Annotated in this window: 17 protein-coding genes and 1 tRNA gene; 11 read left to right on the top strand and 7 right to left on the bottom strand. The window is 42.3% G+C overall.

Annotation, left to right across the window (positions count from 1 at the left end; translation table 11 throughout):
- Positions 1 to 13: 13 nt before the first annotated feature.
- The 3 genes from BM378_RS07645 (at position 14) to BM378_RS07635 (ending at position 2,475) form a co-directional block, all read left to right on the top strand.
- Entirely contained in the window at positions 14 to 727 is a 714-nt protein-coding gene (locus tag BM378_RS07645) for a 1-acylglycerol-3-phosphate O-acyltransferase (RefSeq protein ID WP_036966142.1), read from the top strand.
- A complete protein-coding gene (gene rraB / locus BM378_RS07640) occupies positions 727 to 1,062 on the top strand; it encodes a ribonuclease E inhibitor RraB (protein ID WP_036966145.1) in 336 nt (111 codons plus the stop codon). The genes BM378_RS07645 and rraB overlap by 1 nt, the downstream gene beginning before the upstream one ends.
- Before the next feature lie 195 nt (positions 1,063 to 1,257).
- On the top strand, positions 1,258 to 2,475 hold the full coding sequence (locus BM378_RS07635) for an HD-GYP domain-containing protein (RefSeq protein ID WP_074988927.1): 1,218 nt from the start codon (positions 1,258 to 1,260) through the stop codon (positions 2,473 to 2,475).
- Here the strand turns inward: BM378_RS07635 and BM378_RS07630 are convergent.
- The gene (locus BM378_RS07630; protein ID WP_036966150.1) at positions 2,435 to 2,758 is read right to left on the bottom strand and encodes a hypothetical protein; all 324 of its coding nucleotides are present in this window, start codon (positions 2,756 to 2,758) and stop codon (positions 2,435 to 2,437) included. The genes BM378_RS07635 and BM378_RS07630 overlap by 41 nt on opposite strands.
- Before the next feature lie 334 nt (positions 2,759 to 3,092).
- On the opposite strand from BM378_RS07630, the gene BM378_RS07625 reads away from it, so the two are divergent.
- Positions 3,093 to 4,370, top strand: a complete 1,278-nt coding sequence (locus BM378_RS07625; RefSeq protein ID WP_036966153.1) for an outer membrane protein transport protein — start codon at positions 3,093 to 3,095, stop codon at positions 4,368 to 4,370.
- 127 nt (positions 4,371 to 4,497) lie between these two features.
- Here BM378_RS07625 and BM378_RS07620 read toward each other — a convergent pair whose 3' ends face one another.
- The 3 genes from BM378_RS07620 to pepA form a co-directional block, all read right to left on the bottom strand.
- Positions 4,498 to 7,353, bottom strand: coding sequence for a valine--tRNA ligase (locus tag BM378_RS07620; protein WP_065979700.1), 2,856 nt, complete (start codon positions 7,351 to 7,353; stop codon positions 4,498 to 4,500).
- 23 nt (positions 7,354 to 7,376) lie between these two features.
- Positions 7,377 to 7,823, bottom strand: a complete 447-nt coding sequence (locus BM378_RS07615) for a DNA polymerase III subunit chi (protein ID WP_036966161.1) — start codon at positions 7,821 to 7,823, stop codon at positions 7,377 to 7,379.
- Positions 7,824 to 7,949: 126 nt separating this feature from the next.
- Entirely contained in the window at positions 7,950 to 9,464 is a 1,515-nt protein-coding gene (pepA, locus tag BM378_RS07610) for a leucyl aminopeptidase (RefSeq protein ID WP_036966165.1), read from the bottom strand.
- 322 nt (positions 9,465 to 9,786) lie between these two features.
- On the opposite strand from pepA, the gene lptF reads away from it, so the two are divergent.
- Positions 9,787 to 10,899, top strand: a complete 1,113-nt coding sequence (lptF, locus tag BM378_RS07605) for an LPS export ABC transporter permease LptF (protein ID WP_036966168.1) — start codon at positions 9,787 to 9,789, stop codon at positions 10,897 to 10,899.
- A complete protein-coding gene (lptG, locus tag BM378_RS07600) occupies positions 10,896 to 11,963 on the top strand; it encodes an LPS export ABC transporter permease LptG (RefSeq protein ID WP_074988926.1) in 1,068 nt (355 codons plus the stop codon). Before lptF ends, lptG begins: the two co-directional genes overlap by 4 nt.
- Before the next feature lie 114 nt (positions 11,964 to 12,077).
- Here the strand turns inward: lptG and BM378_RS07595 are convergent, their stop codons facing one another.
- Positions 12,078 to 12,578, bottom strand: coding sequence for an RDD family protein (locus BM378_RS07595; protein WP_036966174.1), 501 nt, complete (start codon positions 12,576 to 12,578; stop codon positions 12,078 to 12,080).
- A 140-nt stretch (positions 12,579 to 12,718) separates the two neighbouring features.
- Here BM378_RS07595 and BM378_RS07590 point away from each other — a divergent pair, with 140 nt between their 5' ends.
- The 5 genes from BM378_RS07590 to BM378_RS07570 all read left to right on the top strand — a co-directional run bounded on the left by BM378_RS07590 (position 12,719) and on the right by BM378_RS07570 (position 18,793).
- Positions 12,719 to 14,377 carry an acyl-CoA dehydrogenase family protein gene (locus tag BM378_RS07590; RefSeq protein ID WP_065979701.1) on the top strand — a complete coding sequence of 553 codons (1,659 nt, stop codon included), beginning with the start codon at positions 12,719 to 12,721 and terminating at the stop codon, positions 14,375 to 14,377.
- A gap of 170 nt (positions 14,378 to 14,547) precedes the next feature.
- Positions 14,548 to 14,632, top strand: a tRNA-Leu gene (locus tag BM378_RS07585).
- Between the two features lie 517 nt (positions 14,633 to 15,149).
- Complete coding sequence (locus BM378_RS07580) at positions 15,150 to 17,321, top strand: putative bifunctional diguanylate cyclase/phosphodiesterase (RefSeq protein WP_074988925.1); 2,172 nt, start codon at positions 15,150 to 15,152, stop codon at positions 17,319 to 17,321.
- A gap of 46 nt (positions 17,322 to 17,367) precedes the next feature.
- Positions 17,368 to 18,375, top strand: coding sequence for a fatty acid desaturase (locus BM378_RS07575; RefSeq protein WP_074988924.1), 1,008 nt, complete (start codon positions 17,368 to 17,370; stop codon positions 18,373 to 18,375).
- 1 nt (position 18,376) lies between these two features.
- Positions 18,377 to 18,793 (top strand): GFA family protein, encoded by a 417-nt coding sequence (locus BM378_RS07570; protein ID WP_074988923.1) that lies wholly within the window; start codon positions 18,377 to 18,379, stop codon positions 18,791 to 18,793.
- Positions 18,794 to 18,802: 9 nt separating this feature from the next.
- Here the strand turns inward: BM378_RS07570 and BM378_RS07565 are convergent, their stop codons facing one another.
- A complete protein-coding gene (locus BM378_RS07565; protein WP_074988922.1) occupies positions 18,803 to 20,005 on the bottom strand; it encodes an MFS transporter in 1,203 nt (400 codons plus the stop codon).
- Positions 20,006 to 20,101: 96 nt separating this feature from the next.
- The gene (locus BM378_RS07560; protein ID WP_074988921.1) at positions 20,102 to 22,162 is read right to left on the bottom strand and encodes a TonB-dependent receptor; all 2,061 of its coding nucleotides are present in this window, start codon (positions 22,160 to 22,162) and stop codon (positions 20,102 to 20,104) included.
- Between the last annotated feature and the right edge of the window lie 53 nt (positions 22,163 to 22,215).

Genomic DNA, 22,215 nt, shown 5'->3' with positions numbered 1-22,215 from the left:
GAGGAGAATCCGTTTGTTAGCTGTTTTTCGTATTATTATCATGGCGTTATTTATTGTTTTAAGCTGTGTGTTTGGTTTGCTTTTATGCATTTTTAAACCATTTCACAATAATAATGTGCACATTGTTTCAGGTTGGTTTAGTAAAATGGCGGTGTTGCTAGGCGTCAAGCTTGAGCTGACTTATCACCCTGACGCTAAAAATGTGGGTCCAGCAGTGTATGTAGCAAATCATCAAAACAACTACGACATATTCACCTTACCCGCGATGGTGCCAGAAAATTGTGTCAGCCTTGGTAAGAAAAGCTTAAAGTGGATTCCGTTTTTTGGTCAGCTATACTGGCTTTCAGGTAATATTTTAATTGACCGTGCAAACCGCTCAAAAGCAGCGGGTACCATTTCTAAATCAGCCGAAAAAATAAAGCAAAAAGGTCTGTCTGTGTGGATGTTCCCAGAGGGAACTCGGAGTTATGGTCGCGGTTTACTGCCTTTTAAAACGGGGGCATTTCATACCGCAATGAGTGCCGATGTCCCCATTGTGCCTGTTTGTATGAGTACCACGCATAAAACTATTAAGCTAAACCGCTTAGACAATGGTACAATTTACCTTGAAATGTTAGCGCCGATTTATCTTGATAAAGACGTAACTGCACGTGAGCATGCGTCGCATGTTCATAATATTATGGCTGCTAAAATAACTGAATTAGATGCTCAAGTGAGAAATAAATAATGGAAAATTGGCGCGAAATTAGTGAAGACATTGTTACTTCACTCCTTGAAGATGGCTCAGATCCTGAAGTACTGTATGAAGTTGAACATCACTTCGTAAGTGAAAACTTCGAAAAATTAGAGCAAGCTGCGCTAGCCGCATTTAAACTTGGCTACGATGTTGAAGAACCTGCAGAACTTGAGCTAGAAGATGGCCAAAAAGTATGGAGCTTTGACGTCGTTGTTGAAGCTGAGCTTGACGTTGAAGTCATAATGGAAGATGTTGATAAATTAGAAGCTCTTGCACAGCAATGTGACGTTGAGTATGACGGTTGGGGCACATACTTTCAGGAATAAAATGTAGCAGCGGGTTTACCCCGCGTTACTGTCTGAATTATGGCGCGATATACAATCGCGCTTATAATTTCCTAACCTCTAACCTCTAACCTCTAAAATTAACTCATACCTATTTCGTATTCGAGACTTGATCTATAGACATTTTTTTCGGTTGGGCGATAATGAAAACTCGATTTTTTATGCACTAACCTTTTTATGTTAATCACCTTACCGATTGCCGAACTTGTACCAGGGATGTTTGTTGACAGTGTCAGTAAGCAACAAGAACACATAAACAGTATTAAAATAAAAACGCGTGGTTTAGTGCGTGATAAAACCATTATTAAGCGTTTAATTTCTGAGGGCGTTGAAGAACTCCTTATCGATTTTGCTCAGAGTGATGTTGCGCTTCCTAAAAAATACCAACCAGTTGCAGAACCAAGCAAACCAATTGTAGAGCAAACTGACGCCCTTAATACTAAGTCGCACGCTGTAACGGTTGAGCAGGAGTTTCTTAAGGCGAGTGTTCACTACGAACAGTACAGCCGTAAATTACAAGCACTTTACTCAGACATCACCGCGGGTCTGAAAATGAATATGAGTTTATTAGATGATATTGCGGTTGATATTGTCGGCTCTGTGTTTCGAAATCACAATGCGCTGACGATATTAACGCGTCTTAAAGACAAGCATATCTATAATTGGCGTCATATGATTAATACCGCAATTTTAGTTAGTGTGTTTGCTAAGTATCTAGGCTACAAAGAAAAAACGATAAAAGAGCTTGCTATGGGGGCGCTTTTGCATGATATAGGGCAAGCAAAAATGCCGCAAGGAGTGCTATCAAAGCCCAGTGCATTGAATGACACAGAAATGCAGGTTGTTAGAAAACATGTCGCACAAAGCTTAGGTGTGATTAAAGGTGAAAAGGGAATTAGCCCTTTAATGCTTGATATGGTCGTTAATCATCATGAACGCTTAGATGGCAGTGGCTACCCGCGTGGCATTGGCGCTGAAAAGCTGAGTCGGCCAGCGCGAATGATGGCCATAGTCGATGTGTATGATGCAATGACAGCAGACCGCCCTCATCAATTAGGCGAAGAGCCTATCTCGGCATTACGTTACTTGTTGGCTAATAAGCACCTGTTTGACTCAGAACTTGTACAGCGGTTTATTAAGTGCTTGGGAGTACATCCAGTTGGCACAATTGTTAAGCTTAACAATGAACGTCTTGCGTTAGTGATGGAAGGGAATCACGAGAACCCTATAAAGCCTAAAGTAAAAATATTTTATAATGCTAAACACAAGCACCATATTACCGCTAAAGATGTTAATTTAAGCGAAAACCATGAATTAAAGATTGTTGCTAGTATCAAACCGCTTGATTACCAGCTTAATTTGGCTCGTTTGTTAAAAGAGCATTTGCTTGTTTAGCTTTAGTGCAGCGCTTTTTGGCATTACGTTTAGCTGAAATAAATGCACCACTAAAACAACTTACCATTAATACCAACCACAATAATGTGCCTTTTTCGACATGCAAAGCAACACAACACAACAATAACGACAGAACCGCGCTGCACATCGCACCTAACCAATACTGATTAACGGGGTTATCGCACTCACCGGCTTTGGTGCAAGCACAGTAGTTTGCTTTACAGAAGTAGTAAACACTGACTCCACATAAGAGCAATGCAGTAAAAATAAAAGCGATTTCCATAACCATGCCTGATCCATTAACACACTGTTTTTAGTCTAAAGCGATGCTAAAAAGATGTCAATGCAAATGATAATTGATATCAATTACTATTTGTTACCAGAGATCTGATGAGTTTTAATAAGTTGTTATCTTGTTGTTAAAATGTGGGTTTTTTACCTATTTCTAACGAAAAATTACAGTTTTTTGATCTTAATTAAGGTAATGTTCGAAAGTTTGTAATTATTAGAATAAAACATCTAATACCAACATGTAGCGCTAACTTTAAAAGCTAACTAGCTGGTTGCACTATAAATTGGTATCGCTAACGCATTAGATTGCAAGAGGACACAGATTTATGAAGTTCACTAAAACATTAATTGCAGCATCACTTGCTGTTGTTTCTGCTGACAGCTTTGCTGCAGCTTTCCAATTAGCAGAGCAAAATGTATCGGGTTTAGGCCGTGCATACGCAGGTGAAGCAGCCGTTGCTGATGATGCTTCAGTTGTAGCTCGTAACCCTGCACTTATGTCTTTATTCAAAGACAAGCAAATTTCAGTGGCAGGCATTGCTGTTATTCCAGACGTAAGCTTAAAAGGCCAGAGCGCTGCATATGGTTTAGATGCAAACTCAATTGATGATGATAGCATCGCTCCATCTGCATTTATTCCTGCGGGTTACTTCACCATGCCATTAAATGACAAAGTGTCGTTAGGTTTTGGTGCTTTTTCTAACTTTGGTCTTTCAACTGAGTTTAATGACGACTATGCGGCAGGCTCGATTGCGGGTGAAACTGAAATCGTAACTGTTAACATGAATGCCAGTGCATCGTACAAAATCAACGAGCAGTTCAGCGTAGGTCTTGGCTTAAACTATGTTTACGCTGATGCAAAAGTAGTTCGTAATGCCGGTGCTAACCCATTTGGTATCCCTGCGAATACGCAAATTGCTCACCTTGAAGGTGACGATTACGGTTTTGGTTGGAACGTGGGTGCAATGTACCAACTTGATGAAAATAACCGCTTTGGCTTTAGCTACCGCAGCGAAACAGATATCGATTTTGAAGGTGAGTACTCAAACCAATTACCTGCAGCTGTGGGTGGTTTAGCGGGCATGACTGTACCTGGCGAGCTAAAATTAACATTACCAGCGATTGCTGAGTTCTCTGGTTCACACCAATTAGACAAAAAGCTAGGCGTACACTACAGCATTTTATGGACTGGTTGGGATAGCTTCCAGAAATTAGAAGCGTATACACCAAGCCGTGAAACGCCTGTTTTCTCTAAAGAAGAGAATTTCTCTGATTCAATGCGTTACTCAATTGGTACTGACTATCAGTACAGCGATGCGTTATTACTTCGTGCAGGTATTGCCTACGATGAATCGCCAGCTGATCAATCACACCTTTCAATCTCTATTCCTGATACAGACCGTTTCTGGTTCTCGTTCGGTGGTAATTACGCATTTAGCGAAAACTCAAATATCGACTTAGGTGTGAGTATTCTTCGTGGTAAAACACAAAACTTCACTGAAAAAGATAGTTTAGCAGCGTCACTTGGCCAAAATGTTTCATGGGAATATGAATCAAAAGGTCATGCTGTACTATTAGGTGCTCAGTATAACTACACATTTTAATATTTAAGGCGATTTTTATACTGTGTAAAAATCGCTGATACTTATTAGAAATTAAAAAAGCCGCATCATGAAATACCATGATGCGGCTTTTTTGTAAGCGCGAATTAATCGCGCTTAGTGTATGGCGTTATAGGCTTTCTATTTTCGCCTTTTGCGCTAATAGTTTGTCTTTTGCATCTGTAAACTCAGCAAGCTTAGCGTGCTCTTTAGCAAGAACTGCTTCAGGTGCGTTGTTCACAAACTTTTCGTTGGCAAGTTTATTTTGTACTTGCGCTAAGCCTTTTTCAGCTTTTTCTAGCTGCTTAGCAATACGACCAAGCTCAGCTTCAACATCAATTAAGCCAGCCATTGGGATCATGATTTCCAAGTTGCCAACATACGATGTTGCACACGCTGGCGCATCGTCTTTATTTTCAAGCAGCGTGAACGCTTCAAGCTTAGCAAGTGATGCTAAGAATGCTTCGTTATCAGCTAAACGGCGCGTGTCTTCATCTGATGCATTAGCCAGTAAAACCGACAATGGTTTACTTGGGCTAATATCCATTTCACCACGGATATTACGGATAGCTAGAATGAACTGTTTAACCCACTCTAGGTCGTCCATTGCTTGGCTGTCGACGTTTGCAGCTGTGTAAACAGGGAAAGCTTGCACCATAATACTGGTGTTTGCAGTTTCAATACCCGCCAGCGGTGCAACACGTTGCCAGATTGTTTCTGTGATATAAGGCATCATTGGGTGCATTAAGCGCAGTAAGCTTTCTAATACCGTGATAAGAGTATGACGCGTACCACGTTGTTGTGCTTCGTTGCCTTTGAATAATACCGGCTTAGTGAGCTCTAAGTACCAATCACAGAACTGGTTCCATGTGAACTCGTAGATAGTGTTTGCAGCAAGGTCAAAACGGTAGTTTTCTAGGTGCTCTGTGTAGGTTTTAACCGTGGCTTCAAATTGACCTAAAATCCAACGGTCAGCCAGTGAATACTGCTTTTCAGCCTCAGTATTAAAACCACAATCTTGCTCTTCCGTATTCATTAATACGTAACGGCTCGCATTCCATAGTTTATTACAGAAGTTACGATAACCTTCAAGGCGGTTCATATCCCAGTTTATGTCACGGCCTGTTGAAGCCATTGCCGCTAATGTGAAACGTAGGGCATCTGTACCGTGTGCTTCAATACCATTTTCGAATGTTTTACGGGTATTCTTTTCAATCTTCTTCGCAAGCTGTGGCTGCATCATGTTGCCAGTGCGCTTTTCAACGAGACTTTCAAGGTCGATACCGTCAATCATATCGATTGGGTCAAGTACGTTACCTTTTGATTTAGACATTTTGTCGCCGTTTTCATCACGGATAAGACCGGTGACATAAACAGTTTTAAATGGAACTTGTGGCTTGCCGTCTTCATCTTTGATGAAGTGCATGGTCATCATGATCATACGCGCAACCCAGAAGAAGATAATGTCGAAACCGGTTACCAATACATCTGAAGGGTGGAAGGTTTTTAAATCATCTGTGTTTGCAGGCCAACCCTGTGTTGAGAAGGTCCACAGTGCTGATGAAAACCATGTATCAAGTACGTCTTCGTCTTGTTTAAGCGCCACGTTATCAGCAATGTTATTGTCGCGGCGAACTTCTGCTTCGTCACGGCCAACATACACGTTACCTTCGTTGTCGTACCAAGCTGGAATACGATGACCCCACCAAAGTTGACGTGAAATACACCAGTCTTGTACGTCGTTCATCCACGAGAAGTACATGTTCTCATATTGTTGTGGTACAAATTTAATGTCACCGTTTTTAACGGCTTCTTTGGCTGGTTCTGCAAGCGGTGCTACACGCACGTACCATTGGTCTGTTAGTAGAGGCTCAATTACCACACCAGAGCGGTCACCGTAAGGAACCGTTAGGCTGTGGTCTTCAATTTTTTCTAATAAACCCAGTTCTTCAAATTCGCTCACAATTGCCTTGCGCGCATCAAAACGGTCAAGACCGTGCAAGCGTTCAGGAATAGGTGCATCAAGCGCCAGCTCTTTACCGTCGAAAGTATAGCTTTCGCCTTGGCTTAATACTGCCGCATCTTTGTTGAAGATGTTGATCATAGGCAGTTGATGACGTTTGCCTACTTCGTTATCGTTAAAGTCGTGCGCTGGCGTGATTTTCACACACCCCGTGCCTTTTTCCATGTCGGCATGTTCATCGGCAACAATAGGAATACGACGATTGACGATAGGCAATAAAATTTCTTTGCCGATCAGGTCTTGGTAACGCTCATCATCAGGGTTAACAGCCACGCCAGTATCACCTAACATGGTTTCTGGACGCGTTGTTGCTACGATGATGTAGTCTTTACCGTCTTGTGTTTTTACGCCATCAGCGAGTGGATAGCGAAGGTTCCACATATGGCCTTGCTTGTCTTTATTTTCAACTTCAAGATCAGAGATGGCTGTGTGTAACTTAGGATCCCAGTTTACTAGACGCTTACCACGGTAGATTAAATCGTCTTTATGAAGACGTACGAACACTTCTTTTACGGCTTCAGATAGACCTTCGTCCATAGTGAAACGTTCACGGTCCCAATCGACTGACGCACCTAAGCGACGTAATTGTTTGGTAATTGTGCCGCCAGAGTGATTTTTCCACTCCCAAATTTTGTCGATAAATGCATCACGACCTAAGTCATGGCGTGTTTTACCTTCTTCGGCAGCAAGCTTACGCTCAACCAGCATTTGTGTTGCGATACCTGCGTGGTCGGTACCTACTTGCCATAATGTGTTGTTGCCTTGCATACGCTTTAAACGTGTTAGCGTATCCATGATAGTGTCTTGGAATGCGTGGCCCATGTGTAAGCTACCCGTGACGTTTGGTGGCGGGATCATGATTGAGTATGCGTCACCTTGGCCAGATGGTTTAAAGTAGCCTTTTTCTTCCCAGTCTTGATATAAAGACTGTTCAATATCTTGCGGATTGTAGGTTTTATCCATTACACAGAACCTTAAATAAATGCTTAAATGTCAATTTCTTGCGTTGCAATATGGGCGCCCAGTTGGCGAAGCTTTTTAAACCGCTCACGGGCAGCTTGTTTAGCGGTTGGCTCAACGGGAACAAAGTCAAAAACTTGCTGAAAACGGCGAATAAAATCCGGCAGGTGTTCAGCTAAGTTGATTAATATCTTTCTGTTGCCGACAGGTGGCGTCATACCAATTTCTACTGGAGCGCCGCCTTTAGGGCCTTCACCTTGTAGGTTGTGTGGTATGAAACTATCTGGTTCAAATGACCAAATGATGTCGTCGATTGTGTGGGCCGTGTCGATGTTATCGGCGTAAATAAATACGCGATGACCAAGACGATACTGATCCGCAGCGATTTTAGCGGCAAGATCAAAACACGCTTTATCAGCTTGCTGGCTGTTATCATCTTGTTTTAGAACGTAAAATTGTGCGTTCATGCTCATTGTGACGGGCGTCCCCACAGATACACAGATCAAAGCAGAGATTTTGACATAGAACGCGTATTGCTTCAATTAATAAGGCGCCATTTGGCGCCTTATTTAGCGTTACTTACTCTGTAAATAACGTGCTTAGTCGTGGCTTGCTTCGCTAATGCCAGCACGGTTTAGTAAATACTGTGTCAACATTGGCACCGGACGACCCGTTGCACCTTTGTTTTTACCACCACTGCGCCATGCTGTACCAGCGATATCTAAATGCGCCCAATTGTATTTTTTGGTGAATTTAGACAAGAAACACGCAGCAGTAATTGTCCCAGCTGCACGGCCACCTAAGTTGGTGAAATCAGCAAATGGGCTTTCAAGTTGTTCTTGATAATCATCCCACAGTGGCAACTGCCATGCGCGGTCGCCACTTTGCTCAGATGCTTTAAGTAAGTCATGGGCAAGCGGGTTATGATTTGAAAGTAACCCCGTTGCATGCGAACCAAGCGCAATAATACAGGCACCCGTTAAGGTGGCTACATCGACCACGGTATCGGGTTCAAAGCGCTCAACATAGGTGAGTGCATCACACAGCACTAAACGGCCTTCTGCATCCGTATTTAATACTTCAACAGTTTGACCTGACATTGTCGTTAAAATATCACCCGGACGATAAGCATTTGAACCAGGCATGTTTTCACAACCAGCAAGCACACCAACCACATTAATAGGTAACTGCATTTGAGCCAATGCGCGCATTGTGCCAATAACCCCAGCTGCACCGCCCATGTCGTATTTCATTTCATCCATGGCTTCGCCTGGTTTGATTGAAATACCGCCAGAGTCAAAGGTTAAACCTTTACCAACGAGTACGATAGGGGCTTGGTCTTTGTCGGCACCTTGGTATTTAATCACCGACATCACAGACTCGTTCGCACTACCACGGCCGACAGCAAGGTATGAATTCATGCCAAGCTCAGCCATTTTTTCTTCACCAATAATTTCAACCGTGACATTGTCAAAGTTGTCGGCAAGCTCTTGTGCTTGCTCACCTAAATACGCTGGGTTACAGATATTAGGTGGCATATTGGCAACGTCTTTACATAATTTACTACCGGCTGCGATAGCTAAACCATGCTCAATTGCACTTTCGCCAATCGTGAGTTCACGGCGTGTCGGTACATTGAAGACAATTTTGCGTAATGGTCGACGAGGATCGCTTTTTTTACTTTTAAGCTGATTAAATGTGTATAAACAATCTTGTGTCGTTTCAACGGCTTGACGTACTTTCCAATAAGTATCACGGCTTTTAACGTGCTGCTCTGTTAAAAAGCATACCGCTTCCATAGAGCCTGTCTCGTTCAGCGTGTTAATGGTTTTAGAGATGATTTGTTTATATTGTTTGTCGTCCAACTCTCGCTCTTTACCACAGCCTACAAGTAAAACGCGTTCGCTCAGTACATTGGGTACATGATGCAACAACAATACTTGACCAGGCTTACCTTCAAGGTCGCCACGGCGCAGTAAATTTGAAATATAACCATCGCTGATTTTATCTAGCTGTTCACCAATGGGCGATAAACGACGTGGCTCATAAACGCCAACTACAATACATGCGCTACGTTGTTTTTCTGGACTACCACTTTTTACGCTAAATTCCATTGTCACTCCTGATTTTGAGTCGTATAACCTTAGTAAATAAGGGTAAGAAATTCATTTTCGAGTCCTTTCTTACATTTTTTAGTTTATTAACACTAATATTAGCTCATAAACTATGACTCTATTTACGTGTTTTTGAACTTTATCTTATTGTGAATATCAATATCACATAATAGATGCCATCTGTACTATAAATGCAAGATTATATGTTCTTGCTAGGTATGATATTTAATTGTGATGGCATATAATAAAGTGAGTAAAATAACTAGTTTACTCAAAATTTCTTACTATTCCAGTGAAACACGATGTTTAACAGGGGCGAGCATTGCTAATTTTCCGTTATTTGACCACTGAAGTCTTAAAGTCGCAGGTCGCCGTATTTTTAACTTTAATGACCATTTTTGTGTCGCAAAAGTTTGTGGTGATTTTAGGTGATGCCTCAGATGGAGGACTTCCTGCAAAGCTTGTGCTTTCGATGATCGCGTTAAAACTACCGCAGCTTGCGTCGCTTATTCTCCCTTTGAGTATCTTTTTAGGCATTATTTTGGCCTATAGTCGTATTTATGCCGATAGCGAAATGACGGTGTTTAGAGCCTGTGGCGTCAGTGAATGGTATGTTGTGCGCGTCACGCTTATTTCAAGTACAGCGATGGCCATTCTTGCGGGTGCCTTAACACTGTACATTGCACCTTGGGCGAGTGAGCAAGAGTATCAATTAAAAGAACAAGCAAAAGCCGATGCTGGTTTGTCTGCGCTTCGAGCGGGTCGTTTTCAGCAAACAGGCAACGAAAAAGCCGTTGTCTTTATTCATAATATTGAAAACGGTGGTAAAGAACTTCACAAAGTTTTTGTTGCCCAGTTACCTGACCGTGAGAAAGGTGATTTGGCACGGTTAGTCTACGCAGAGCGTGGTGTCGTGATTGAACAAGATAACGGTGAGCAACAACTTATTTTGAATGATGGTAAGCGTTATGAAACAGACGGTGAATCTGCGGCGCTTAACCTGACAGAGTTTGATGGTTATAGCGTACAAATCCAAGACCAAGAAATTGAACATCAACGCCGTAAATTAGAAGCCGTACCAACGTTTGATTTATTTAAAATGAAAAGTGTAGAAGCGGTTGCTCAGTGGCAGTGGCGTATTGCAATACCGCTTTCGATTCCACTGCTTACTTTACTGGCCGTTCCGCTTAGTGTGGTTAACCCACGACAAGGTAAATTTGCTAAATTAGTGCCTGCAATCAGCTTGTATTTAGGGTATTTCATCCTTCTTAATGCCGCTAAATTTGCTGTTGAAGATGGTAAAATACCACCTTCAATTGGGCTGTGGTGGATTCATTTATCTGCCTTGTTTATTGGTGGTTTATTGATTATTAAAGGCCGCCCGCTCGGCGCATGGTTAAAAGCAGTGGTGACTAAGCGGGAGTTAAGCGCATGATGAAAACACTCGACTGGTATTTAGGCCGCAGCATTATTCAAACTACAGGATTTGCATTAATGGTGCTGGTTGGTATCAGTACCCTTATTAAATTTATTGAACAGTTAAAATCGGTAGGGCGTGGCAGTTATGATATTGCGACAGCACTGATTTACACTGTGTACAGCATGCCGGGAGACTTGGTTATTTTCTTTCCGATGGCAGCGCTCATTGGTGGCTTAACGGGACTCGGTGCTTTAGCATCAAACAGTGAGTTGGTGGTGATGCAGGCCGCGGGCATGTCGCGTTTACAGATTATTGCCTCGGTAATGAAAACTGCCATGTTTATGGCTATCTGTATGATGGCGCTTGGTGAGTGGGGAGCGCCCGAAGCACAGCTTAAAGCGAAAGAAATACGCAACCACGCTATTAACGGGGGTGATGTCTTTAATGCCAAACAAGGTGTATGGGCAAAAGATGGCAGCAACTTTATAAATATAGAAGATGTTGATCAGCAAGGCGTATTGCGTGGTGTACATATGTATCATTTTGATAAGTCATTGCAATTAACTCAAATAACGAAAGCAAAAGAAGCCATAAACCGAAAAGATGGTTGGCTGTTGCGTGGCGTTAATAAAGTTAAAATCACGCCAGAACAGATTAGCACTGAACAGCAAACTGAAGAGTTTTACGATTCACAGTTAACAGCAGAAAAATTAGGGGTTGTATCGGTAAAACCAGAAGCGTTATCGTTTACTGGGCTTTGGTCATATTTGAGTTACCTAAAACAAAATGAACAAGATACCAGCACCTATGAGTTAGCACTGTGGCGCAAAGTAATGCAGCCTGTGTCTATCGCGGTGATGTTATTAGTGGCGTTGTCGTTTATATTTGGCCCACTGCGAACCGTTACAATGGGCGCTCGAATCATTATGGGGGTTATAACCGGCATTACCTTCCACTTAACCAATGAAATATTTGGCCCTGTGGTGATGGTATATCAAATTCCAGCGGTTGTCGGTGCGGTGTTGCCAAGCATTCTATTTATTGGTTTTGCGACCTACTTGCTAAATAAGCGTGTGTAGTAAACGTACTTAATTACAAAAAAAGCGTGACCATTTAGTCACGCTTTTTTGTATCTACTGTATCGCTTTACCAATCAGTGATTACACCAATAAGCTTAATTAAGCGAACTGCGCCTAATCCAATGAGCGATAAATGCGTTTATTTTCTTCTTTTGTGAGCGTAATTACTTCTGTTTTAGCTATGTAATCTTGCAGTGCACGTTTGTTTTTAAAATCAATCAGCACCACTAAATTACCCAAACCTAATAAAGCACATATTGCTCTTAGCGCACCTTGTTGCCAGCTAATCAGCTTACCATCGAGGGTTTGTACTTTTAAGCGCCATGCGCGCATGCCTATGGTTTGCCCGCTTTTAGCCCAAAAGTAACTAAAAAATGCCACGCTCACTAACACCAGTAATCCACTACGGATGCCATAAAGCAAAGGGGAGTTTTGAATATACGCTGAGACATCCTCAGCATTGCCAATACTCAACACATCAAGTGAAATAAGTCCCTGAACAGCCAGTAGGTATAGCACAGTTGTGAGCATTGCAAAGGCAATCACAACCAAGGTGTCGTAAATTAACGAGGCAAAACGGCGCCAAAAACCGGCACGAGGAAACTCAGCTGACATAAACACTCTCATCCTATTAAATTGCGCTGTAGTTTAGCAAAGTCCTTAGCAAACAAGAAATACTTAGCGAGGGTTTCGCTTGTCGACAAACAGGTCTGACCTGCTATAGTTGAAAAAATAATAAAAAAGAGAGCCCTTCTATGTCTGTTTCTTCGAGTGAAACCCACGTGGTATTTAATCAACCCAAACCGCTTGAAAACTATAACGCGTACGAGGCTGACGACGTGTTGCAGTATTGGCAAAATTGTTTTGCGGGACAATGGGGAACAGCGCATCTTTCTGCTTTTGGGCAACAGGTGGGAGGGGAACTGTTACAAGCTGGGTTCTTGGCAAATAAGCATTTGCCTGAACTTAATACACATAACCGCTTTGGTGAGCGTATTGACCATGTTGATTACCATCCAAGTTATCATCAGCTTATGCAGCATGCCATAGCGCAAGGACACTGTGCCTTACCTTGGCAGCAAAAAAAGCAAGGCAGTCATGTTGTACGCGCGGTGATGGCTGTACTACATAATCATGCTGACCCAGGGTCAGGTTGCCCGCTAACGATGACCTTTGCGAGTGTGCCCGCTATTGCCAGTCAAGCCAATATCGCTGAAGTTTGGCTGCCAAAAATACTGGCCAATCATTATGATGGCGACAACAAGCCGTGGTTTGAAAAACAAGGTGTTACGATTGGTATGGCCATGACCGAAAAGCAAGGAGGCACCGATGTACGAGCAAATACCACCAAAGCAACACCACTAAATGAAGGCGGTGCAGGGCAGCTTTACGTGCTTGAAGGACACAAATGGTTTTGTTCAGCCCCCATGAGCGATGCTTTTTTAGTGCTCGCCTATGCCCCTAATTCACAATTGTCGTGCTTTTTAGTGCCGCGCTGGCTTGAAAGTGGTGAAAAAAATGCCGTCTATATTCAGCGTTTAAAAAATAAATTAGGAAATCAGTCAAATGCCAGTTCTGAAATCGAGTTTAGATCAGCGCATGGCTGGATGTTGGGCGAACCAGGCAGTGGTATTAAGACGATTATTCAAATGGTCGCACTCACACGGTATGACTGTATGCTCGGCTCAAGTTCATTGATGATGCAAGCAGTAAAAGAAGCGGTATGGCACACATCAGAGCGCGCTGTTTTTGGAAAAAAACTGCATCAACAGCCATTAATGCTGAATGTCTTAGCTGATTTAGCATTGGAAGCAGAGGCCGCGTTGGCAATCTCGATGCGGATTGCCCACGCACTTGATAAACAAGACGATGATAGCGAAGCTGCACTCGTTCGCAGTGCGACTGCGATTGGAAAGTACTGGATTTGCAAGCGTGCAGTTCAGCACACCTTCGAGGCGATGGAATGCATTGGTGGAGTAGGTTATGTGCAAGACAATATTGCCAGTCGCCTTTATAAAGAAGCCCCTGTTAATTCAATTTGGGAAGGGTCAGGTAACGTGCAATGCTTAGATTTAATGCGCGTGTTTAACCGCGAGCCAGAATCGTTAACGGCGCTTATGAAGGAGCTTGAAAAAGCACGTGCACTAAACAGTGATTACGCCGATAAGCTTGATGAATTGCAGGCATTACTAACCGATACGTCACATTTAGAAATACAGGCTCGGCGGATCATTGAGCGCTTAGCACAGCTTTGGCAAGCCGCAACGCTCTTGCAGTTTGGTGAACCCATTATCGCACACGCATTTGTAACAAGCCGTTTGAAAGGTCCTCACTTTTCGCAGTATGGTTGTTTAAGCCATGAAATAGACTGTCAGGCCATTGTTTCTCGAATGATGCCAAAGCACACTGGTTAACAACTTGTTTAATAATTGTGCGGTTGATTCATCAGGCCGCATAAAACGCTTGCTGCCTCACCCATTCTTTGTATAATGCTTGGCATAGAGACAAAAGCAGTTAAAAAGCTTATTGCTCTAAAGTGGTTTTTCTTTATCTTCTCGTGTTTAGAAGGTTAAAGAAAAATGAAGCCAGTGTGATGGAATTGGTAGACATGACGGATTCAAAATCCGTTGCCTTCGGGCGTGGCGGTTCAAGTCCGCCCACTGGTACCACTTTTTAACCTCAGCACCTTTTGCTGGGGTTTTTTTATGCCTGAAATAAATCAGTTATGTGTCTTATGTTGTGTGTTCGCGTTTTTGAGTAACACACGGGGCGTGGCAATTAGGCAAGTAAAGTCTGCGCATCGTGTCTTTTTGCCTGCGTACCTTTTAACCACTGTATCTTTTAGCCATCGTATCTTTTAACCACCGCAACTTTAAACATTCGTGCCTTTTGCAAGAGGGGGCATAAAGACAGCTTTCAGTATAATGCCATGGCTAACCTTTCATTCATTTTCTTCTGGCATGCTCTGATTGCCCCTATAAAATCCTTTTTGTTCTATTATTAATCACAGGTGTTCAAACAATGTTGAGTAATTAAATAACCCCTGATTTTGTGTGTCTACTTGATTGAAAATTAATCATAATGGACTAGAGTAGCATGGTATTTATAGGCTTCATGTAATACAATTTGAAACCTTAACTTTAAGTTAAGTCAAACACTTAGTGCATATAAGATAAGGCGGGAAGCGTGGGTACATTCGACCTAAAACGTATTGTTGAAAGTATATCTAATCTTAAAAGTGAAAACTTTTATAATGCTATATGCCTCTCTTTGTCAGAAGTGGTGGGTGCGTCACACGTTTTTTTAGCTCATGTTGATGAAGACACCATGCAGGCAACAACGCTAACGTTGGTGGCCAATGACGAAATCGTTGAAAACATTAGTTATGATATTCGCTGCACGCCTTGCAACGATGTAAGTTGCGGCGGTATCTCGAGCTATAGCTCAGGCGTACAGCAATTATTTCCAGACGATAAATTACTCGTTGATATGGGTATTGAAGCGTATGTCGGGGTGCCCTTGCAGAGTATGTCTGGTAAAACAGATACCATTCTCGTTGCACTTTTTCAGCATGCAATCAGTGATGCCATGCAAATTGAGTCTTTCTTTTCCTTATTTACAGGCCTTATTCAACGAGAGATTGAAAAAGATCGCTTTATTGCCAAGTTAGATTTTGCCAATCAATTGATAGAACAAAGTCACGAAGCTATTTTTATCTGCAATGAAAATGTCGAGATCATATACGCAAATACTGCATTTACGAATATGACTGGCTATTCGTTCGACGAGATTATAGGAAAAAATCCTAAAATATTGAGTTCGAATAAGCATGCATCGCATTTTTATCGTGCCATGTGGCATCACATTGATACCGAAGGTAAATGGTCTGGTGAGATCATGAATAAGAACAAGCAAGGGGACTTATACACCCAGTTTTTATCAATTACTAAAATGGTTAACAATGGTGAGGTGTGTTACGTCGCCTTCATTCTCGATATCACAGAGAAAAAAGAAGCTGAGCGGAAAATTTATTTTCATGCAAATCATGACCAACTGACGGGCCTCACAAATCGCTTTTATTTTAAAGAACGTATTTGTGATTTAATTTCGGCACCGTCGCATCAAAATGATGTTAATACGCACTTGGCAGTGATTTATTTTGATGTTGATCGATTTCAAGATATTAACACCGTATATGGCTTAACCTTCGGGGATAAACTGCTATGTGAAATAGCAAATCGGCTGGCATATACCTTTAAAGAGTGTGCATTTTCACGCATCGATGGTGACAGCTTTGCAATATTACAGACCTATCAGGATAGCCATGAGCTTGAACTTGTCTGTAAACAAATTAATGCTTTATTAATTGAGCCTTTTTCTATTGGCGGTATTCGTCAGCATGTAACAGTGACACTGGGTATCAGTCATTATGAATATAATAATGTACTGACATCGCAGGTTAAAATTGAAAAAATAGCCCGTCGTCTTATTAGGCAAGCTGAGCTGGCTAGCTTAAACGCAAAACAAACAGCGGATCCATATTTACACTTTTGTACTGAAATGGACGACAAGGTTAAAAAACACAATTTACTGGTAGAGCAACTGACACAGGCTGTTAAGAACAACGAGATAGAGGTTTATTTTCAACCAATTATTGATATTGAAAATAACACAGTTGCTAAATTCGAGAGCTTAGTCAGGTGGCAAAACCAAGGGCAGTGGGTGTCGCCTGTAGAGTTTATACCATTAGCGGAAGAGTCGCGTGTCATAATTCCACTCGGTGAATTGGTGTTAATAAAAACGTGTCAGCAAATTAAGGCACTTGAAGCACAAGGGTATGATCAACTGGTATTTAATGTTAACCGTTCATTATTTGAGTTTGCAGAGTACAACCCTGAACGCAATGTGTGGATTGACATCATAAAGAGTCAAGGTGTTAAGCCTTCGCAAATATCGTTTGAATTAACTGAAAGTGTACTTGCCCCCGAAAATACCAATCACCTCGACGTGCTTACTCAACTTAAAGCAGCAGGGTGTTTAATTTCGTTAGACGACTTTGGTACTGGTTACTCATCGTTAAGTTACCTGCGTCGTTTTCCGGTTGATGTGCTCAAGCTCGACAAGTCGTTTATTGATGAAATACATGTTGATTTAGCTGACGAAGCCTTAGTTAGATCAATCATTCAAATGAGTCGTGTACTGGGTATTAAAGTGGTTGCTGAAGGGGTTGAAGAATACGCTCAACTTGAAGTGTTAACGGATGCTGGTTGTGACTATATTCAAGGTTATTACTTTTCAAAACCTTTGCCACCCAGTCAGATACTTCCTTTTTTAGAGCAATTTGCTAGAGACCGCTGAGTATTCGCGGTATGATTTTGGTATACACAAACGAGCAAACGTAACTATGCCAAAATTAACCGCTAAGCAAAATATTCAGGCGATTGTCAGTGCTATTAAAACAGAAGAACAAGCACTGAGAGCGAAATACCCTGTTCTTAATCAACAAAATAGTATTGCTTTGGTTATTTTGTTGTTGTCACTATTGTCATTAATTGGTGTCGCGTCACTTTATTATATGAGCCTCATTCCCGCGTGGTTGTGTATTATTTTAGCGGCTGTGATTACGTCTATTTCTCACGAACTTGAACATGACCTTATTCATAAGCAATATTTTAGTAAACGTCCTTGGCTTCATAATTTTATGATGCTGGTTGTGTGGTTAATGCGACCAAATACGGTGAACCCGTGGTATCGACGTAAAATTCATTTGCACCATCATAAGGTCTCAGGAACCAATCAAGACTTAGAAGAACGTTTGGTCGGTAATGGCATAAAAAACCCGCTTGTTAGGGCTGTGGTGATTGTTGATGGTTTGTTGGGATTAGTAATCAGCAGTAAGCGCTTTAATAAAGAAATTAAAGGCTTTAAGTTTTTGACCGTATTTAACGCGGGGTTTCCAATTGCGACCGCCTATTTCGTTATTTTATATGGGGTAATCGCGTACTACTTACTGCAGTTATTTATGCCGTTAGAATCTATGTTACCTAGTTGGGGGGTAGATGTGCTGGCGGTTGCTGAGTTTTTGATGGTGGTGTTAATAATACCAAATATTATTCGTTCATCATCGCTCAATTTTATTACTTCATCGATGCATTACTACGGTGGTGTAAACAATGTGATTGAGCAAACTCACGTGATTAATAGTCGCTGGTTTATACCTTTTCAATTATTTTGTTTTGACTTTGGTCGTACCCATACTATTCATCATTTTGTGCCAAATCAGCCGTTTTATATTCGCCAACTTATTAGTCAAAAAATACTGCCTATTATGGCGCAGCACGGGGTAAGATTTAATGACTTACGCAGTATCAAGCGTGCGAATCTATACGAAACTAAACAAGAGGGAGTTTAATATGCAAATCACGGGTCGTTGTCACTGTGGTGAGGTAACTTACCAAGCACAAGTTGATGAAAATAAAGTATTTAACTGTCATTGTACCGACTGTCAAATAATTTCAGGGGCACCATTTCGTACCGTTGTTATGTCAATGCCCGATGCTGTTACATTCACGGGTGCTATACCAAAAGAATATATAAAAATCGCTGAAAGCGGTAATCAAAGAGCGCAGGGGTTTTGTGCTAATTGTGGTACTGCTTTGTACGCGACCTCAGTCGGCGAAGGCGAGCGCATTTATGGCTTACGTTTAGGGGCTGTTGAGCAAGCCGCTGAGCTTATTCCAAACACACATATTTGGTATCGTTCTCATAAACCATGGCTTGATAACTTAGCGGATATGAGCACATTTGAAATCACGGCAGCCAGTCAATAAGGGGCTGTACTATTTATTGTTGATAGTTACGTCATTGTTGATAGTTACGTTTCGGCCACTCAAGTAACCAAATAGCGCGCATAATAGGCTTGATACAATACATAGCCAGAGCGCGCCAGCCCAATTATTAAAAAAGCTATGTAATGTACCGGCCAAGATTGGCCCTGTTGCGGCCAGTAAATAGCCGATACATTGCGCCATACCTGATAAAGCAGCAGCTTGCTGCGCATTATGAGTACGTAAACTCACAAACGATAAACCTAAAATAAAACAAGCACCTGAGCAAAACCCTAAGGTGACAGACCAAATCATAGCGAAGCTTGGGGCGTACAATAATCCAAATGAACATAGCGCACCTAATAAGGCCAAGCTAAAAGTGAGTATTCGCTGATCATTTAGTTTTGCTAATAAGGGAATAAGCACGATACCGGGTAATGCTGAGGCAACTTGAAACGCACCTTGCAAGGCTCCAGCGTGTTCAGCTGTATGACCAAACTCAATCAAAATACTCGGCAGCCAACCAAGCATAATGTAAGTAAAAAATGAGTTAAAACCGAGTAATAGTGTTATTTGCCACGCTAATGGTGAATGCCAAACTTTCGCCTGAGTGGTGTGTGATACCTGTGCTTTGCTAGGCATCGTATGCTGTTTTAACTGAGGAAGCCAAACAACAATGGCCAGTAACACCAGTAATGAATAACTGGCTAAAGCCACTTGCCAGCCTATTTCTTTGTATTCTGCAAGGGGAGTGATCAGTGCTGAATAACTCCCGCCAAATATGCCCATTGCAAGTACGTAGCTTGACGTCATTACCGCCACTTTATGCGAAAAATCACGCTTAATAAGACTTGGCAATAATACATTACCAATCGCAATACCAACGCCAATCACGGCGGTGCCAATAAATAAAACACTTGCAGAATCAATCAGGCGAGACAAAACACCCACGCCAATCAGGAGCAGAGCGATAAACAACGACAGTTCCAGACCATATTTTTTAGCCAAGCTTGCTGCCATGGGGGAGGCAATGGCAAAGGCTATCAGGGGTAAAGTGGTCAACATACCGGCTTGCGATGCTGTGAGCTTAAATTGCTCAATAATCTGTTCAAGTACTGGCGCAATGCCTGTGATGGGCGCGCGTAAGCTGGCTGCAATAAGAAAAATGCCAAGCACTAATAAAAGGGTGCGAATTGCGTTTTGAGAAGATGGCACGCTGTTTAGACACTTAAGTAAGAGATAAAACTATCATACCTAAATACTAAACAGCGTGGGTGAACTATGAGATAGCTCACCAAATAATGCGGTCACTTAAAACTGATAACGTGCTGATAACATTGCGTTGCGGGGTCTTCCTGGAAAATAGCGATCGCCGTTAAAGCTCGTGTAGTCTGCTCGTTCAGCATAGTGCTCATCGGTTAAGTTGTTCACGCGCAGAGTGACAGCAAACGTAGGGGTAAGCTGCCAAGCTGCTGTTAAATTAACCAGCGTGTGGCCTTCGTAACGATGAAGATTTTCAGGGTCGGTAAAATAGCCGCTGGTGTTGTAGAGCTCAAGCGCTACCCGAGTCATATCATTAGCCTGCCAAAGTAATTGTAAGTTAGCGATATTACGCGGGGCGGTATCGACCTCATTGCCATTGATATTAACCTCACCTAATAGTTGGTCATAGCTGTAGGTATGCTTAGCGTGCGTTGCAGCTAATTGCATTGAGATAGTGGGCGTAATGGCGTAGGCGAGTTCAAGCTCAATGCCGCGATGCTGGGTTTGCCCGTCATTGACATAGAAAAAGTCACTGTCGCGGAAAATCGTATTTTCTTTATTCATAGCATAAGCACTTATCACGTAATGAAGTTGTGCTTGCTGACCTTTGAAGCCAAATTCCAGATTTTTTGCAATTTCTGATTTTAACTCAGCAACGCTTTGTTCACGCTGAAGCTGATAAAGCTCAGCCGCTTGCGGCGCTCGAAAGCCTTCAGACGCATTGGCATAAATAAAGTGATTATTGGTAAATTGGTAGCTTATGCCAAGTTTAGGTGAGAAATTAGCAAAGCTATTAATACCGCTTTCTGGGCGAGAATAGCGACAGCCACCCATTCCGCACGGGGTGCCATCTTCTTTCGTGCGCCCTGCGAGCATATGGTTCGTGTAATCATAACGCATGTGTTCGTATCGGCCCCCTACAGTGACTAATAGTTCATCATATTGCCAGTCTAGGTTTATAAATGGTGCCAGTAAGCGACTCGTAACCTGATAATCATAATGTTTACCCTGAGGGACTGTTGCGACCAAAAAAGCAGACCCCTCTGTTGGCTTATCTTGGTATTGTAAAAAATCGGCATCGGTAAGCTCACCATCAAAGCCCACGGTAAGCGTACTTGCGTTTGCAAATTGGTGCTGCCACATTGATTGTATACCTACGCCTTGTTGCGCGTTTTCTTCCAAAGGTGTGCCGGGTAAAAAGTGTTTAAAAAAGGTCATGCTTTGGTCGCGCAGGTAAGGGGTTAGCGTGAAACTATTGTTGTCGTCTTTTGTCCAATTTAACTTGGACCACACACGCATTGATTGTGCTTTTCTAAAGGCATCGGGGTTTGGATTTGACTGTGCAATGTCTTCATCTTTGTAGCTTTCAAAGCCTTCAATATAGCCTGCGGTTTGTTGATCTAAATGCGTATAAGTAAGGCCGCTATTGAGCGTGAAATTGTCAGCATCATAACGATGACGCATGGTCACTTTTTCTTGGTCAACCCCTTCATCATCACGGTAGCCTGTGTCGCGAGTGATACTCACATTAATACCAAGGCCTTGTTTGCCAAAGTCGTGACCTTGCCCCAATTTATAGCGGCTATAGCCAAAAGAACCGTAGTCTAAACCAAGTGTGGTGTGATCATAGGTTGTATCGGGCGTAATAACGTTAATAACCCCATGGACTGCATTGGAACCATAAAGAGCTGAGCCTGGGCCTTTTAATACCTCAATGCGCTCAGCCATTTCTGTGTGCGCTTCAAATAATTCGTTGATATTACAAAAACCAGCGGCACGTAGGGGAATACCATCTTCTGCTGTGAGTATCCCACTGCAGGCCCCAGCGCCCGATAGCACTGGCGAGCGAAGAGCGGGTAAGTACTCTTGTCCATTACCATGTTGTAAGTTTGCACCTGCAACCTGTTTAAGGGCTTGTTGAATATGCGTGGGCGCAATGAGTGATAATTGTTGTTTAGAAATACTGCTTACAACCACAGGAAGTGGATCAGCAAGCACTTCAGTACGAGAGGCGGTGGTAGTGATATGCTCAAGTTCATTTGTTGCGGCAAATGTATGGCAGCTAATTGAAAGAGAGCCAATAAGCGCTGAGATTAATGACAACTTCATGAAAACCCTTTGATTAAACAACGACAACGAGAATCAAAGGGTAACTGCTTTTA

The sequence above is a fragment of the Pseudoalteromonas lipolytica genome, from assembly GCF_900116435.1.
Classification (GTDB): Bacteria; Pseudomonadota; Gammaproteobacteria; order Enterobacterales; family Alteromonadaceae; genus Pseudoalteromonas; species Pseudoalteromonas lipolytica.
The sequence above is the reverse complement of the archived record's forward strand: the minus strand, read 5'-3'. Positions and strand labels throughout refer to the sequence as shown.

What these genes read in the sequence shown, in the direction of transcription:
- rraB (WP_036966145.1), top strand. Translation starts at nt 727, where the DNA reads ATGGAAAATTGGCGCGAAATTAGTGAAGACATTGTTACTTCACTCCTT.
- BM378_RS07635 (WP_074988927.1), top strand. Translation starts at nt 1,258, where the DNA reads ATGTTAATCACCTTACCGATTGCCGAACTTGTACCAGGGATGTTTGTT.
- BM378_RS07630 (WP_036966150.1), bottom strand. Translation starts at nt 2,758, where the DNA reads ATGGAAATCGCTTTTATTTTTACTGCATTGCTCTTATGTGGAGTCAGT.
- BM378_RS07625 (WP_036966153.1), top strand. Translation starts at nt 3,093, where the DNA reads ATGAAGTTCACTAAAACATTAATTGCAGCATCACTTGCTGTTGTTTCT.
- BM378_RS07620 (WP_065979700.1), bottom strand. Translation starts at nt 7,353, where the DNA reads ATGGATAAAACCTACAATCCGCAAGATATTGAACAGTCTTTATATCAA.
- BM378_RS07615 (WP_036966161.1), bottom strand. Translation starts at nt 7,823, where the DNA reads ATGAGCATGAACGCACAATTTTACGTTCTAAAACAAGATGATAACAGC.
- pepA (WP_036966165.1), bottom strand. Translation starts at nt 9,464, where the DNA reads ATGGAATTTAGCGTAAAAAGTGGTAGTCCAGAAAAACAACGTAGCGCA.
- lptG (WP_074988926.1), top strand. Translation starts at nt 10,896, where the DNA reads ATGATGAAAACACTCGACTGGTATTTAGGCCGCAGCATTATTCAAACT.
- BM378_RS07595 (WP_036966174.1), bottom strand. Translation starts at nt 12,578, where the DNA reads ATGTCAGCTGAGTTTCCTCGTGCCGGTTTTTGGCGCCGTTTTGCCTCG.
- BM378_RS07590 (WP_065979701.1), top strand. Translation starts at nt 12,719, where the DNA reads ATGTCTGTTTCTTCGAGTGAAACCCACGTGGTATTTAATCAACCCAAA.
- BM378_RS07575 (WP_074988924.1), top strand. Translation starts at nt 17,368, where the DNA reads ATGCCAAAATTAACCGCTAAGCAAAATATTCAGGCGATTGTCAGTGCT.
- BM378_RS07570 (WP_074988923.1), top strand. Translation starts at nt 18,377, where the DNA reads ATGCAAATCACGGGTCGTTGTCACTGTGGTGAGGTAACTTACCAAGCA.
- BM378_RS07560 (WP_074988921.1), bottom strand. Translation starts at nt 22,162, where the DNA reads ATGAAGTTGTCATTAATCTCAGCGCTTATTGGCTCTCTTTCAATTAGC.